At 62.9% G+C, this 16,035-nt stretch carries 13 protein-coding genes; 6 read left to right on the forward strand and 7 right to left on the reverse strand.

The genetic code is table 11. The annotated features are described in order from the left end of the window. From CQ12_RS05360 to CQ12_RS05390, 7 genes are all read right to left on the reverse strand, one after another. Positions 1-785: ABC transporter substrate-binding protein (locus CQ12_RS05360; RefSeq protein WP_157088011.1), on the reverse strand; the 785-nt coding region annotated here is incomplete at its 3' end. Positions 786-963: 178 nt separating this feature from the next. After that, on the reverse strand, positions 964-2,187 hold the full coding sequence (locus CQ12_RS05365) for an ABC transporter substrate-binding protein (RefSeq protein ID WP_057834315.1): 1,224 nt from the start codon (positions 2,185-2,187) through the stop codon (positions 964-966). Between the two features lie 65 nt (positions 2,188-2,252). Further along, complete coding sequence (locus CQ12_RS05370) at positions 2,253-3,272, reverse strand: branched-chain amino acid ABC transporter permease (protein WP_057834316.1); 1,020 nt, start codon at positions 3,270-3,272, stop codon at positions 2,253-2,255. A 2-nt stretch (positions 3,273-3,274) separates the two neighbouring features. Next, the gene (locus tag CQ12_RS05375; protein ID WP_057834317.1) at positions 3,275-4,153 is read right to left on the reverse strand and encodes a branched-chain amino acid ABC transporter permease; all 879 of its coding nucleotides are present in this window, start codon (positions 4,151-4,153) and stop codon (positions 3,275-3,277) included. Positions 4,154-4,164: 11 nt separating this feature from the next. Continuing rightward, positions 4,165-4,878, reverse strand: coding sequence for an ABC transporter ATP-binding protein (locus CQ12_RS05380; RefSeq protein ID WP_057834318.1), 714 nt, complete (start codon positions 4,876-4,878; stop codon positions 4,165-4,167). Further along, complete coding sequence (locus CQ12_RS05385; protein ID WP_057834319.1) at positions 4,875-5,672, reverse strand: ABC transporter ATP-binding protein; 798 nt, start codon at positions 5,670-5,672, stop codon at positions 4,875-4,877. Before CQ12_RS05385 ends, CQ12_RS05380 begins: the two co-directional genes overlap by 4 nt. Positions 5,673-5,741: 69 nt before the next feature. Continuing rightward, positions 5,742-6,605, reverse strand: coding sequence for an IclR family transcriptional regulator (locus CQ12_RS05390; protein ID WP_057834320.1), 864 nt, complete (start codon positions 6,603-6,605; stop codon positions 5,742-5,744). Between the two features lie 167 nt (positions 6,606-6,772). Between CQ12_RS05390 and CQ12_RS05395 the strand changes: the two genes are divergently transcribed. The 6 genes from CQ12_RS05395 (at position 6,773) to glpK (ending at position 16,035) form a co-directional block, all read left to right on the forward strand. Next, a complete protein-coding gene (locus tag CQ12_RS05395; protein WP_057834347.1) occupies positions 6,773-8,866 on the forward strand; it encodes a 3-hydroxyacyl-CoA dehydrogenase NAD-binding domain-containing protein in 2,094 nt (697 codons plus the stop codon). Between the two features lie 136 nt (positions 8,867-9,002). Further along, on the forward strand, positions 9,003-10,679 hold the full coding sequence (gene pimA / locus CQ12_RS05400) for a dicarboxylate--CoA ligase PimA (protein ID WP_057834321.1): 1,677 nt from the start codon (positions 9,003-9,005) through the stop codon (positions 10,677-10,679). Positions 10,680-10,711: 32 nt separating this feature from the next. Next, on the forward strand, positions 10,712-11,902 hold the full coding sequence (gene pimC, locus CQ12_RS05405) for a pimeloyl-CoA dehydrogenase large subunit (protein WP_057834322.1): 1,191 nt from the start codon (positions 10,712-10,714) through the stop codon (positions 11,900-11,902). Positions 11,903-12,100: 198 nt separating this feature from the next. Beyond that, on the forward strand, positions 12,101-13,243 hold the full coding sequence (gene pimD, locus CQ12_RS05410; protein ID WP_057834323.1) for a pimeloyl-CoA dehydrogenase small subunit: 1,143 nt from the start codon (positions 12,101-12,103) through the stop codon (positions 13,241-13,243). 248 nt (positions 13,244-13,491) lie between these two features. Then, positions 13,492-14,265, forward strand: coding sequence for an SDR family NAD(P)-dependent oxidoreductase (locus CQ12_RS05415; RefSeq protein ID WP_057834324.1), 774 nt, complete (start codon positions 13,492-13,494; stop codon positions 14,263-14,265). 270 nt (positions 14,266-14,535) lie between these two features. Beyond that, on the forward strand, positions 14,536-16,035 hold the full coding sequence (gene glpK, locus CQ12_RS05420) for a glycerol kinase GlpK (RefSeq protein WP_057834325.1): 1,500 nt from the start codon (positions 14,536-14,538) through the stop codon (positions 16,033-16,035).

The following is a 16,035-nucleotide window of genomic DNA, read 5'->3' on the forward strand; positions in this document are numbered from 1 at the left end:
AGGAAGTGCAGCGGCTTCCAGCCGATCTCGGCGTTCTTCTTGATCGCCTGCGCCGCGAACTTCGGCGTGGTGATATTGAAGAAGACGTCGGCGCCGGATGACTTCAGCTTGACGATGTGGGAGTCGATCGTCGGTTGGGAGACCTCATAACTCTCCTCCAGGACGATCATCGATGTCTTGGCGCCGAGCCCGTCCTTGAAGCCTTTCAAATAGTCCTTACCGTAATCGTCGTTCTGGTAGAGGATGCCGATCTTGGCGTTCGGGTGGTTCTTCAGGATGTACTTGGCGTAGATCTGCGACTCGCTCTGGTAGTTGGGCTGCCAGCCCATCGTCCAGGGGAATTCCTTGGGGTCGTTCCACTTGGTGGCGCCGGTCGCGACGAACAGTTGCGGCACCTTCTTGCTGTTGAGATATTTCTGGATCGCCGTGTTCGGCGGCGTGCCGAGCGGATTGAAGACCAGCAGCACCTCATCGCTCTCGACCAGCTTGCGCGCCTGCTCCACGGTCTTCGGCGGAGAGTAGGCATCGTCATAACTGACGAAGTTGATCTTGCGGCCATTGATGCCGCCCTCGGCGTTGATCTTCCTGAAAAAGGCTTCCTCGGTCTTGCCGATCACGCCGTAGGCGGAAGCGGGTCCGCTGTAGGGCATGATGTTGCCGATCTTGATTTCGGTGTCGGTGGCGCCGGTGTCGTATTTCTTCTGCGCAAGCGCGCCGCTGCTAGTCGCAGCAAGCAATGCGAGGGCGGCCGAAAAGGCTCCCAAGCGCAAGTTGATGGCGAGCATTTTTTGATCTCCCTGGGATCGATGATTGTGTCATTGTTTTTGATTGGAGCACTTGGCGGCTCTTGATCGCATTGAATACCTTTCGGCTGCGTCCAGCAACAAAAAGCCCCCGCGACGGTGTCGCGGGGGCCGATATTTCGTCTAATCCCCGGGAAACTACCGTCCCGCGGAATATTGGTTAATGGCTGAGTTCGCCGCTGATCACTTCGCCGAACAGGTCCCACTTCTCGCCCGAAAAGCGCATCATCTGGAGCTGCTCGATCGGGGCAAAGTCGGTGGCCGAGGTGTTGATCTTGACGCCGGGCAACAGCGTGTCCGGTGTGAAGTCCTTCAGGTTCGCGGCCTGCTTCATGATGTTCGCGCGTGTCAGGTCGTCGCCGCACATTTCGAGGATTTTCGCCAAGGTCTGTGCCGCTCCATAGCCATAGACAACGGAGCTGTTGAGCCTGTCGCCTTCCGGATAATATTTGTCGAGGAAGGCAAAGAACTTTTGCATGCCGGGATCGCTTTGCCATTGCGGATCGCTGGCGTCCTTGGCGTAGGCCGCCGACAGCAGTCCCTGTGCGTTCTCGAAGCCGGCGGGGTTGAGCACGCTGCCGACGGAAGCCGAGACGTTGGCGACGATCTGCAGCGCCTTCCAGTCGATCTCGGCCGCCTTCTTGATCGTCTGCGCCGCGAACTTCGGCGTGGTGATGCTGATCAGGACGTTGGCGCCGGAGGCCTTGAGCTTGACGACGTGGCTGTCGATCGTCGGCTCCGAGACCTCGTAGCTGGCCTCGGCGGCGATCATCGACGCCTTGCCCTCCAGGCCGTCCTTCAGGCCCTTGAGGTAATCCTTGCCGAAATCGTCGTTCTGATAGAGCACGGCGACCTTGGCATCCGGCTTTTCCTTCATCAGGAATTTCGCGTAGATGCGGCCCTCGCTCTGGTAGCTCGGCTGCCAGCCGATGGTCCACGGGAAGTGCTTGGGGTCGTTCCACTTGGTGGCGCCGGTGGCGACGAACAGTTGCGGGACCTTCTTGGCGTTCAGGTATTTCTGGATCGCGGTGTTGGAGGGCGTGCCGAGCGCGTTGAACACCAGCAGCACCTCGTCGCTTTCGACCAGCCTGCGCACCTGCTCGACTGCCTTCGGCGGGCTGTAGGCGTCGTCATAGGAGATGAACTTGATCTTGCGGCCGTTGATGCCGCCGTTCTCGTTGATCATTCTGAAATAGGCTTCTTCGGTCTTGCCGATGACGCCATAGGCCGAAGCGGGGCCGCTATAGGGGACGATGTGGCCGATCTTGATTTCGGTATCGGTCGCGCCGGTATCGTATTTCTTTTGCGCGAATGCGGGGCCGGAAGTGCAAAGAAAAGCGCCGACTGCCGCCGAGATGGCGGCAGTCCGTAGAGTTGCAAGCATAGTTGCTCCTTAAGTTTCTTCTTTTTGGTAGTTAGTTCGTTTTGGTTCTTGGTTCTTCGTTGTTCTCAGTTCTTCCTGAGATTGCCGAGCATCTGCTGGGCGAGCATCGCGACCTGCCTTGCACCGTGCGGTACGAGGAAGATGACGAGGAACAGCAACACGCCGAACACCGCGCCGGAGAGGCCCTTGGAAATGCTCTCCGCGATATTCGGCACGAAGATGATGAAGGCGGCACCGACGAACGAGCCCGGCAGCCAGCCGACGCCGCCGACCACCATGCCGAGGAATAGCGCAATGGCCAGGTTGATCGTGTAGCTGTCGGGCGCGACGAACGCCACGACGATGGCGCTGAGCCCGCCGGCGATACCGGTGATGCCTGCTGATACGCCGAAGGCGAGCGTCTTGTACTGGGCGACGTCGACGCCCATGGCGGAGGCCGCGATCTCATTGTCGCGGATCGACATGAAGGCGCGGCCCGAGCGTGAGCGTAGCAGGTTGATCGATCCGATATAGATCGCCAGCGCGATCACCAGCGTGAAGTAGTAGAGCCACTTGTCCTGTCCGATCGGCAGGCCGAATGGCGCATCGGGTTTCATGACGGTGAGGCCCTGTACGCCGCCGGTCCAATGCTCGAGGAAATGCAGCTTCAGGAGTTGCGGCATGGCGACGGCCAGCGCGAAGGTGGCCAGCGCCAGGTAGATGCCGGAAAGCCGCAACGCGGGTTTGCCGAACAAGTAGCCGGCGCCGAACGAGACAAGCCCCGCGATCGGCAGCGTCAACGCGTAATTCACGTTGAAGTTTTCCATCAGGACCGCCGACGTATAGGCGCCGAGCGCGTAGAACGCACTCTGGCCGAGCGAGAACTGCCCGCTGCCGCCGGTCAGGATGTTGAGCGCCAGCACCGCGATCCCGTAGATCATGACCATCGTCATCTGGAAGACGACGAAGTTCTTCACGAATACCGGGGTGACGAGCAGTGCCGCCAGGATCACCAGCGAGGTGCCGGTGCCCAGCGTCATGGCGCGCTTCGGAACGGCCTCGACGGCCGGGGCTTCTGTAACAGTGTCTTCTGCAGCGGCGCTCATGATCAGACTCGCTTGACGATGGCTCGGCCGAACAGACCGGCAGGTTTGAAGACCAGGACGGTGATGATCAGCGCAAGCGCGATCGGAAGTTTCAGCTCATTGCCGACGCCGGGGATGTAGGTGCCGGCAAGGTTCTCGAAGACGCCGACCAGGAAGCCGCCGATGACGGCGCCAAGCGGCGAGGAAAGGCCGCCGAGCACGGCGGCGGCAAAACCGTAAACCAGAACGCCGCCCATCATGTTCGGTTCGAGGAACACGACCGGTGCGATCAGGATGCCGGCGACGGCGCCGATCGCAGATGCCATGCCCCAGCCGAGCGCAATCATCCAGGAGGTGTTGACGCCGACCAGGCGCGCCGATTCCGGCAATGCCGCTGCTGCGCGCATCGCAAGGCCGATCCGGGTGAACTGGAAGAAGAGATAGAGCCCGACCAGCATCAGGAGAGTGACGCCGATCATCCCGGCCTGGTGGGTCGAGATCAACTGGCTGCCGAGGAACGGCGCAGAGCCGAACGGGGTCGGATACTGCTTGATGGTGAAATCCCAGATCAGGCCGGCCACCGAGTTGACGATCGCAAACAGCGCGATGAAACCGGCGACGTTGGTCAGCACCGGCGCCTTGGCGAGCGGCTTGAACAGCAGCCGCTCGATGAGGATGCCGCCGGCGAACGAGATCGCCAGCGTGAGTATGAACGACCACCAATAGGGGACGCCCCACTGCATCAATTGCCAGGAGATGAAGGTCGAGAACATCGCCATTTCGCCCTGGGCGAAATTCAGATGGTCGATCGCCTGGTAGATCATGACCACCGCGAGCGCCATACAGGCATAAATCGCGCCCGTGGCGATCCCGGCCAGGACTTGGTTGGTAAACAGCTCCATTGTCCTGCTCCTCAGTAGCCGAGATAGGATTTGCGGACGTCTTCGTTGCTCGCGATTTCCTTCGCGTTCCCCGACATCACGATCTTCCCGGTTTCGATCACATAGGCCTGGTCGGCGAGTTCCAGCGCCAGTTGCGCGTTCTGCTCAACCACCAGAATGGTGACCTTGTCCTCGCGGTTGATCTTGCCGAGAATCTTGAACAGCTCGCGCACGATCAGCGGCGCCAGACCGAACGACGGCTCGTCCAGCAGCATCAGCCGCGGACGCAGCATCAGCGCGCGCGCGACCGCGAGCATCTGCTGCTCGCCGCCCGACAGCGTGCCGGCCTGCTGGGTGTGGCGCTCCTTGAGCACCGGGAAGTGCTCATACATGCGCTCGATATCGGCGACGATGTTCTTCCTGTCGGTGCGGGTGATGGCGCCGAGCTGCAGGTTTTCCTCCACCGTCATGGTGGTGAAGGTGCCGCGGCCCTGCGGCACATGCGCGATGCCGAGGCGGACGACGTTTTCGGTGGACTTGCCGGAGAGCGGCTTGCCCTCGAACTCGATCGCGCCGGTCGAGCGCACCATGTTGCAGATCGCCCGCAGGGTGGTGGTCTTGCCGGCGCCGTTGGCGCCCAGCAGCGTGGTCAGCGAACCCTCGTTGAGCGCAAAGGTGAGGCCGTGAAGCGCCTGGACCTGACCGTAATAGGCGCGCAGATCCTTGACGTTGAGCATCGCGGTCATTGGTCCTTGCTCCCCAGATAGGCCTTGATGACATCCGGGTCGGCCTGGACCTGGGCCGGCGTTCCCTCGGCAAGCTTGCGGCCAAAGTTGAGCGCGACGACGTGGTCGGCGATCGACATCACCAGACCCATGTGATGCTCGACCAGGAGCACGGTGAGATGGCGCTCGTCGCGAAGCTTCTTGATCAGATCGCCGAGGACGTAGACTTCCTCGTGGTTGAGGCCGCCGGCGGGCTCGTCAAGCAGCAGGATCTTCGGATCGGCGGCGAGCGCGCGCGCCAGCTCGACACGCTTCTGGGTGCCGAACGGTAGCCCCGACACCACGGTGTGGCCGACCTCCTCGAGATCGAGATAGGCGAGGATCTCGTGGACCTTCCTGTTGACGTCGGCTTCACTGCGGCGAACCCAGGCGAGCTTCAGCGAGTCCGAGACGATGTCGCTCGACGTGCGCGAATGGCAGCCGACGCGGACATTGTCGAGCACCGAAAGATTGGGAAACAGCGCGACGTTCTGGAAGGTGCGGCCGATGCCGATCTCGGCGATCTTGTGCGCCGGGCGCGTCAGGATGCTGGCGCCTTCCATCAGGATATCGCCGGACGACGGCTGATAGAGCCGGGAGAGACAGTTGAACAGTGTCGTCTTGCCGGCGCCGTTCGGTCCGATCAGCCCAAGGATATTTCCCTTGTGCATGTTAAAGGTCACGCCGTTGAGCGCGATGATGCCGCCGAACACGACGCTGACGTCGCGAACCGCGAGCAGGGGTGAATTTCCCTGCGCGAGCTGTGCCTGCGTCATCGCGTCCCGCCCGCCCTGATCACGGAGCGGGAATGGCCGTGCGAATATTTTCGCCGGTCATGGTGAACGCTATCTGATCCCCTCGGCCAAACGTGCAACTCTTCCTCCTGCTTTGGGCTTTTTGTTTTGTGTTTTTTTGGATTGCGGTACTGCGCCGCCCAGCGCCGTCTCGATGTTCCTTACCATCGTGACAAGGCGAGGTCCAATGTCGTTGACCAGGCGATCTTCCGTGAAGCGGAAAGCGGGCGCGCCGCAATTGAAGGCATATGGTCCGGTTCCGTCGCTGAGCTTCAGCGGCACGCCGACGGCGTGCACATCGTCCTGCCATTCGCCGGCGGAGATGGTGAAGCCGCGGTGCGCGAGCATTTCGCCCGCGCGCTCGATGCCGTCGCGCATTTTGGGCCAGCGATTGCCGTAATGGTCGCGCAGTTCGCGCAATAACGAGGCACGTTCGTCGTCGGGCAGGGCCCAGATATAGGCGCGTCCCATCGCGGTGGTCGCAATCGGCACGTGTGAGCCGACGTCAAGCTGCACACCGAGCAGCCCGGTGCGGCTCTGCCCGAAATAGATCATGCTGTGACGGTCGCGCCCGCCGACCGCGACGGCGCCGCCGGTCTCGCGCATCAGCGCTTCGCGATAAGGTTCGGACAAATGCCGAACACCGAGATTGGCGAGCGCGGCATACCCCAGCGCCATGGCTGATGGTGCGAGCTGATACTTCTCGAAGCGCGGAACGGGTGTAAGATAACCGAGCTTGGTCAGGGTGTAGGTCAGCCGGGAAATGGTTGGCTTCGGCAGATTGGTACGGGCGGCAAGCTCTTGATTGCCAAGAAGTCCGTCGTTGGGATGAAATGCGCGCAACACATCCAGTCCGCGGGAAAGTGCGACGACGAAGCTGCGATCGGTCGCCACTTTCTTCCCTGGACGCTTCATTACCCGCCACTGCTGCTGATGAGCTCGTTGACAAGGGACGTGCTTCAAAATAACCCTCCCTGTCAAGATGTGGAATTAAATTTCGCAGTGCGAAATTGATGAAACGGCCGTAGCCACTCAACGCAAGTCGAGTGGCATCCAAGAACAAGCGATCCAGGGAGAGTCCCGTGAGCGAAGTGGTAAAACTCGAGCGTCAAGACGTCATCGCGATCGTCACGGTCAACAGCCCTCCCGTCAATGCACTGAGCGCCGCCGTTCGCGGCGGCATTTTCGAATGCATGAAAAGCGCGATCGCGGATGCGGAAGTGCAGGCAATCGTGCTGACCTGCGACGGCCGCACCTTCATCGCCGGCGCCGACATCACCGAATTCGGCAAGCCGCCGAAGCCTCCGGGCCTCGCCGAGGTGCTGGACCTCATGGAGAAGTCGCCCAAGCCGATCATCGCCGCCATTCACGGCACGGCGCTCGGCGGCGGTCTCGAAGTCGCGCTGGCATGCCACTTCCGCGTGGCGACCAAGGAAGCCAGGCTCGGCCTGCCCGAAGTGAAGCTCGGCCTGCTGCCGGGCGCCGGCGGTACCCAGCGGCTCCCGCGTGCAGTCGGTCCTGAACTCGCAGTCAAGATGATCGTCAGCGGAGATCCGATCAGCGCGGCGGAAGCGCTCAAGAATGGCCTGATCGAGGAAATCGTCGAAGGTCCGGCAGCGGGCGGCGAAGCCTTCGCGCGCAAGGTGCTGGCGGAGAAGCGCCCGTTGCGCAAGCTGCGCGACGACGACAGCAAGCTTGCGGCCGCCAAGGCCGACATTTCGATCTTCACCAACGCGGTCGCCGCCTTGACCAAGAAGGCCCGCGGGCTGGAAGCGCCGTTTGCGGCAGCGGACGCCGTGCGCGCCGCCATCGAACTGCCGTTCGATGAAGGCCTGAAAAAGGAGCGGGAAGGTTTCCTCAAGCTGGTGTCGAGCGATCAGTCCAAGGCGCAGCGCTACGCCTTCTTCTCGGAACGCGAGGCGGCCAAGATCGCCGGCGTTCCGGAAGGAACGAAGGCGCGCAACGTTTCGCGCGTCGCCATCATCGGCGCCGGCACCATGGGCGGCGGCATCGCGATGTCGTTCGCCAATGCCGGTATCCCGGTGACGCTGATCGAGACCGGCGAAGAGCAGCTCAAGCGCGGCCTGGGCGTGATGCAGAAGAACTACGAGGCGACCGCGGCGCGTGGCGGCATCCCGGCCGATGCCCCGGCCAAGCGCATGGGGCTGATCGACGGCAAGGTCGGCCTCGAGAACGTCAAGGACGCTGACCTGGTGATCGAAGCCGTGTTCGAAACCATGGCGGTGAAGAAGGAAGTGTTCGAGGCGCTCGACAAGCACGCCAAGCCGGGCGCGGTGCTGGCCAGCAACACGTCGTATCTGAACATCGACGAAATCGCGAAGGTCACGAAGCGTCCGCAGGACGTGCTCGGCATGCACTTCTTCTCGCCGGCCAACGTCATGAAGCTGTGCGAGATCGTCCGCGCCGACAAGACCGCGCCGGATGCGCTGACCACTGCCGTGTCGATCGCGCGCAAGATCGCAAAGGTGCCGGCCGTGGTCGGCGTCTGCGACGGCTTTGTCGGCAACCGCATGCTGGCGCAGCGCGGCAAGCAGTCCGAGAAGCTCCTGTTCGAAGGCGCATTGCCGCAGCAGGTCGATGCCGTGGTGACGAAGTTCGGCATGCCGATGGGCCCGTTCGCGATGAGCGATCTCGCCGGCCTCGATATCGGCTGGCGTTCGCGCAAAGACCGCGGCATCAAGTCGGAAATCGCCGACGCGCTGTGCGAGGCCGGACGCTTCGGCCAGAAGACCGGCAAGGGCTACTACAAGTATGAAGCCGGCTCGCGCGCGGCGCTGCCGGATCCGGAAGTCGAGAAGCTGATCGACGAGACGCTGCAGCGTCTCGGACGCAAGAAGCGCGTCGTCAGCGATGACGAAATCCTCGAGCGCATGATGTACCCGATGATCAACGAGGGGGCCCGCATCCTCGAAGAGAAGATCGCGGCGCGCCCGAGCGACATCGACGTGATCTGGCTGTACGGCTATGGCTGGCCGATCTACCGCGGCGGCCCGATGTTCTATGCCGACCAGGTCGGTCTCAAGCACATTGCCGATCGTCTCTCCTATTACGCCAAGGAGACCAACGATCCCTCGCTCGAACCGGCACCGCTGCTCAAGCGCCTCGCCGCGGAAGGCAAGACGTTTGCGTCGCTGGCGCAGTCGAAAGCGGCTTGATGGGCTGGTACGCTCTCTCCACGTTGTTCCGGGGCGCGCATAGCGCGAACCCGGAACCTCGATATTCAGGGTTCGCTCGCTGGTCGCGAGCGCCCCGGAATGACGGCTTGGCTAGCACGCTGTACTGAGCGCTTTCATGATCCATCCCGGCGAACAGTTCTATCCGGAAGGCGTCCGCTGGGACGATCCGATCGCGCGCGGCACGCTGCCTGATTTGTTGTCGGAGGCCGCCGCCGAATTCGGATCGCGGCCCGCGCTCGAATTCCGCGATCGGCCTATCAGCTATAGCGAACTCGAAGCGTTGGTGGAGACAGCAGCCAGCGCCTTCCTGCGCGCCGGCTACGGCCGCGACAAATCCGTGGCTCTCTTCCTTGGCAACACGCCGGATCATCCCGTCAATTTCTTTGGCGCGTTGAAGGCGGGCGCGCGCGTCGTTCATCTGTCGCCGCTCGACGGCGAGATCGCGCTGTCGCACAAGCTCAGCGACTCCGGCGCGCGCATTATCGTCACCAGCAATCTGTCGGCGCTGCTGCCGACCGCGCTGAAGCTCCTCGACAAGGGGCTGCTCGACAAGCTGATCGTTTGCGAGGACGACCACTGGGGCAAGACCGGCACGCCGCAGACGCCGCTGCCGAATAATCCCGCCATCATCACCTACCGGCAGTTCGTGGATGGAGTCAGCAAGCCGGCTGCCTGGCCTGCCATCTACGCGGATGACGTTGCCCTGCTGCAATATACCGGCGGTACCACAGGCCTTCCCAAGGGCGCCATGCTCAGCCACGGCAATCTCACCTCGGCGGTGTCGATCTACGACGTCTGGGGCAGGCCGGCGCGGCTCAAGCGCAACGCGATCGAGCGTGTGATATGCGTGCTGCCGCTGTTCCACATCTTTGCGCTCACGGTAGTGATGCTCTCCTCGCTCCGCCGCGGCAATCTGGTCTCGCTGCACCAGCGCTTCGACGTCGAGGCCGTGATGCGCGATATCGAGGTCAAGCGCGCTACCGTTTTTCCCGGCGTGCCCACGATGTGGATCGCCATCGCCGCGCTGCCCGATCTCGACAAGCGCGATTTCTCGTCGCTACGCACCGCCGGCTCGGGCGGCGCGCCGCTGCCGATGGAAGTCGCAAGGATTTTTGAGCACAAGGTCGGTATGAAGCTGAGGAGCGGCTGGGGCATGACCGAGACATCCCCGGCTGGCACGGCGCATCCAGAGGATGGACCGGACAAGCCGGGTTCGGTCGGGGTGATGCTGCCCGGCATCGAGATCGACGTGGTGTCGCTGGACGACCCGACAAAGGTGCTGTCCGTCGGCGCGACCGGCGAAATCCGCATCCGCGGTCCGAACGTCGTCAAGGGATACTGGAACCTGCCGAAGGAAACCGCCGAGGCTTTCGTCGGCGACCGCTTCCTCACCGGCGATATCGGCTACATGGAAGCCGACGGCTATTTCTATCTGGTCGACCGCAAGAAGGACATGATCATCTCCGGCGGCTTCAACGTCTATCCGCAGATGATCGAGCAGGCGATCTACACTCATCCCGCCGTGCTGGAAGTGCTCGTGATCGGTATTCCCGACGATTACCGCGGCGAGGCCGCCAAAGCCTTCATCAAGCTGCGCGATGGCGCTCAGCCGTTCACCATCGATGAGCTGCGCGCTTTCCTCGCCGGCATGCTCGGCAAGCACGAACTTCCCGCCGCGGTCGAGTTCGCTGCCGAACTGCCGCGCACTCCGGTCGGAAAATTGTCGCGCCACGAATTGCGCATGCAGCAGAAGCCGGCGCAGGGTGCGCCATCGAAACAGAGATCGAGCTAGTAAGGTAATTCATTCGCTCACAGGAGGATCCGATGGATCTCGCTTTCAGCAAGGAAGAAATCGCGTTTCGTGAGGAGGTCAGGGCCTTCTTCCGGGACAACGTGCCGCCGGAGACGCGGCGCAAGATGGTCGAGGGGCGTCACCTCTCCAAGGACGAGATGATCGCCTGGTGGCGCATCCTGAACAAGAAGGGTTGGGGCGTCTCGCACTGGCCGAAGGAATATGGCGGCACGGGCTGGACGTCGGTGCAGCACTACATCTTCAACGAAGAGCTGCAGATGCATCCGGCGCCGGCGCCGCTCGCCTTCGGCGTCAGCATGGTCGGCCCGGTCATCTACACCTTCGGCAACGAGAAGCAGAAGCAGCAGTACCTGCCGCGCATCGCCAATGTCGACGACTGGTGGTGCCAGGGTTTCTCCGAGCCCGGCTCGGGATCGGACCTCGCCTCGCTGAAAACCAAGGCCGAGCGCAAGGGCGACAAATACATCATCAATGGCCAGAAGACCTGGACCACGCTGGCCCAGCACGCCGACATGATCTTCTGCCTCTGCCGCACCGACACCAATGCGAAGAAGCAGATGGGCATCTCCTTCATCGTGTTCGACATGAAGTCGAAGGGCGTCACCGTGCGTCCGATCGAGACCATCGACGGCGGCCATGAGGTCAACGAAGTCTTCTTTGACGATGTCGAGGTGCCGGTCGAGAATTTGATCGGCGAGGAGAACAAGGGCTGGGATTACGCCAAATTCCTGCTCGGCAATGAGCGCACCGGCATCGCCCGCGTCGGCGTCTCCAAGGAGCGGCTGCGTCGCATCAAGGATCTCGCCTCCAAGGTCGAATCCAACGGCAAGCCGGTGATCGAGGATCAAGGCTTCCGCGAGAAGCTCGCCGCCTGCGAGATCGAGCTGAAGGCGCTCGAGCTCACCCAGCTCCGCGTCGTCGCCGACGAAGGCAAGCATGGCAAGGGCAAGCCCAATCCGGCGTCGTCGGTGCTGAAGATCAAGGGCTCGGAAATCCAGCAGACCACCACCGAACTCCTGATGGAAGGGATCGGGCCGTTCGCCGCACCCTACGACGTGCATGGCGATGACGGCTCCAACGAGACCATGGACTGGACCGCCCAGATCGCGCCGAGCTACTTCAACAACCGCAAGGTCTCGATCTACGGCGGCTCCAACGAGATCCAGCGCAACATCATCACCAAGGCGGTGCTGGGGTTGTGATCTCTTCTCCCTCGCCCCGCTCTTGCGGGGAGAGGGTCGGGGTGAGGGGCCTCTCTCCGAGCAATGATTGTCGGGAGACCTGTACCCCCTCACCCGGCGCTGCGCGCCGACCTCTCCCCGCAAGCGGGGAGAGGTTGAGATGCCCGCGGCGTATGTCAGTGGAAATTCTAGTGACGACGTGTAGTCAGGGAAAAGAACATGGATTTTGATTTGTCCGAGGAGCAGCGCCTTCTCAAGGAAAGCATCGACGGTCTCTTGACCGACTCCTACGATTTCGATGCGCGCAAGAAGTACCAGAAGGAAAAGGGCGGCTGGAGCAAGGCCGTCTGGGGCAAGCTCGCCGAGCAGGGCTTGCTGGGCCTGCCGTTCGCGGAAGCCGATGGCGGCTTCGGCGCCGGCGCGGTCGAGACCATGATCGTGATGGAAGCGCTCGGCAAGGCGCTGGTGCTGGAGCCGTATCTGGCGACCGTGGTGATCGGCGGCGGCTTCCTGCGCCATGGCGGCTCGGCCGAGCAGAAAGCCCAGCATATCCCCGGCATTATCGATGGCAGCAAGACCTTTGCGTTCGCGCAGCTCGAAAAGAACTCGCGCTACGATCTCGGCGATGTCGCAACCACCGCCAAGAAGAAGGGCGCAGGCTGGGTCATCGACGGCGAGAAATTCGTCGTGCTGAACGGCGAGAACGCCGACACCCTCATTGTCACCGCGCGCACCAAGGGCGGCCAGCGCGACAAGAGCGGCATCGGTGTGTTCCTTGTGCCGGCGAACGCCAAGGGCGTCACCCGCAAGGGCTATCCGACCCAGGACGGCCTGCACGCGGCTGATATCACCTTCACCGGCGTCGAGGTGGGCGCAGATGCTGCGATCGGCGATCCCGAGAACGGTCTCGCCCTGATCGAGCGCGTGGTGGACGAAGCCCGCACCGCGATGTGCGCGGAAGCCGTCGGCGCGATGGATGAATCGCTGAAGTCGACCGTCGAATATCTCAAGACGCGAAAGCAGTTCGGCGTTGCTATCGGCAGCTTCCAGACCCTGCAGCACCGCGCCGCCGACATGTTCGTTGCCCTCGAACAGGCCCGCAGCATGTCGATGTTCGCGACCATGGCGGCCGACTTCGACAGCGCCAAGGAGCGCGCGACCGCGGTCGCCGCCGCCAAGGTGCAGATCGGCAAATCCGGCAAGTTCATCGGCCAGCAGTCGATCCAGCTTCACGGCGGCATCGGCATGACCCAGGAAGCCAAGATCGGCCACTACTTCAAGCGGCTGACCATGATCGAGAATACGTTTGGCGACACCGACTACCACCTCCGCCGCGTCACCGATGCGGGCGGGTTGGTGTAAGGCGCGTTACCCGTAGCCCGGATGAGCGCAGCGACATCCGGGACCACTCTAGCACCGCCCCGGATGTCGCTTCGCTCATCCGGGATACAGAATCCTCGTCATGGCCGGGCTTCGTCCCGGCCATCCACGTCTTGGCGGCAAAGAAAGACGTGGATGCCCGGGTCATCTAGCGCGAAGACGCGCTTCGCGCTTTTGCCCGGGCATGACGAACGAGAACGACAACGAACAAAACAAAAGGGAACTCGCTCGTGAAAAACACCCCGTTCGATCTCACCGGGAAGGTCGCCATCATCACCGGCTCCAGCCGCGGCATCGGCCGCTCTTCCGCTGAACTGCTGGCCAAGCTCGGCGCCAAAGTCGTGATCTCCAGCCGCAAGGCCGACGCCTGCCACGAAGTGGCAGAGGGCATCAAGAAAGCCGGCGGCGACGCCCATGTCATTCCCTGCAACATCTCCCGTCGCGAGGAAGTCGAGGCGCTGGTTGCGGGCACCACCAAGCATTACGGCAAGGTCGACATCCTCGTCTGCAACGCCGCGGTGAATCCGTATTACGGCCCGCTGCTCGACATCAAGGACGAAGCCTTCGACAAGATCATGGGCAGTAACGTCAAGAGCAACATCTGGCTCTGCGCGCTGGCGATCCCGCAAATGGCGGAGCGCGGCAACGGCTCGGTGGTGATCATCTCGTCCATCGGGGGCATGCGCGGTTCCACCGTGATCGGTGCCTACGGCATTTCGAAAGCAGCCGATTTCGCGCTGTGCCGCAGCCTCGCCGGCGAATGGGGCCCGAAGGGCGTCCGCGTCAACTGCGTGGCGCCGGGCCTCGTCAAAACCGATTTCGCAAGGGCGTTGTGGGAAGATCCGGAAAACTTGAAGCGCCGCACATCAGGTACGCCGCTCCGCCGCATCGGCGAGCCCGATGAAATCGCCGGTGCGGTCGCCTACCTGGCGTCCGACGCCTCGACCTTCATGACCGGCCAGACCATCGTGGTCGACGGCGGCGTGACGACAGCAGCGACGTGATCTCTTACCCTCCCCTGGAGGGGGAGGGTCGGCTCATATTGAGCGCAGCGAAATATGAGTCGGGGTGGGGTGACGGTCTCTCCACTCGAACAGTGCCCGAGTTGAGAGACCGTCACCCCACCCCGTCACGCATCTCGCTTCGCTCGATCCGTGCCGACCCTCCCCCTCCAGGGGAGGGGTGAAGATCGTGGCCCGCTCTGTCCAACTTGACCTTCGCCCCCCAATCGGATTGCTTCAGGCAACCAACAATCCTCCCGGGGAAGCAACGTCATGTCCTTTGTGCTGGCCATCGATCAGGGCACCACGTCCTCGCGCGCCATCGTGTTCCGCGGCGACATTTCCATCGCCGCCACGGCGCAGCAGGAATTCCAGCAGCATTTCCCGGCCTCCGGCTGGGTCGAGCACGAGCCGGAGGACATCTGGACATCGACGGTGGCAGTCTGCCGCCAGGCGCTGGAAAAGGCCGGGCTGACGGCCAAGGACATTGCCGCCATCGGCATCACCAACCAGCGCGAGACCACGGTTGTGTGGGACCGCGCCACCGGGCAGGCGGTGCACCGTGCCATCGTCTGGCAGGACCGCCGCACCGCCGACATCTGCGCCAAACTGAAGAACGAGGGCCACGAGCCCGCGATTTCGGCCAAGACCGGCCTGATCATCGATCCCTATTTTTCGGGCACCAAAGTCGCCTGGATCCTCGATCACGTCCCGGGCGCCCGCGAGCGCGCTGCGCGCGGCGAGCTGATGTTCGGCACTGTGGATTGCTATCTGCTGTGGCGGCTGACCGGCGGCAAGGTGCATGCGACCGACGCCACCAACGCCTCGCGGACGTTGCTGTTCAACATCCACACCGGCGAGTGGGACGACGAACTCCTGAAGCTGTTGCGCGTGCCGCGCTCGATGCTGCCGGAGGTCAGGGATTCCTCCGCCAAATTCGGCGACTGCGTGCCTGACCTGTTCGGCGGTCCGATCGCCATTTCCGGCATCGCCGGCGACCAGCAGGCCGCGACCATCGGCCAGGCCTGCTTCGAGCCCGGCATGATCAAGTCGACCTATGGCACCGGCTGCTTCGCGCTGCTCAACACCGGCACCACGCCGGTCGCCTCAAAGAACAAACTGCTCACCACCATCGCCTATCAATTGAACGGCGAGCGCACGTATGCGCTGGAGGGCTCGATCTTCGTTGCTGGCAGCGCCGTGCAATGGCTGCGCGACGGCCTCGGCATCATCAAGCAGGCATCCGAGACCGGCCCCCTCGCCGACAAATCCGATTCCATGCAAAGCGTCTATCTGGTGCCGGCCTTTGTCGGCATGGGCGCACCCTACTGGAATCCGCGCGTGCGTGGCGCGCTGTTCGGGCTAACCCGCAACACCGGCCCCGCCGAGCTCGCGCACGCGGCGCTGGAGAGCGTCTGCTACCAGACATCAGATCTCCGCGAAGCGATGCGCGCCGACTGGCCGGGCGAGAAGGCCGCGAACGTGCTGCGCGTCGATGGCGGCATGACCGCCTCCGACTGGACCATGCAGCGGCTCGCCGATCTCCTCGACGCGCCGGTCGATCGCCCGGTGATCCAGGAAACCACCGCGCTCGGCGCCGCCTATCTCGCCGGCCTGCATGCCGGCGTCTATCCCGAGCCCGCAAAGTTCGCCGACAACTGGCGTCTCGAACACCGCTTCAAGCCGAACATGAGCAAGGCGACGCGGGAGCGGAAACTCGCGGGCTGGGCGAGGGCGGTGAAGGGCGTGCTGGCGAGCGACGAGGGGGAGTAA

It is taken from the genome of Bradyrhizobium jicamae (assembly GCF_001440395.1).
GTDB classification, from domain to species: Bacteria; Pseudomonadota; Alphaproteobacteria; order Rhizobiales; family Xanthobacteraceae; genus Bradyrhizobium; species Bradyrhizobium jicamae.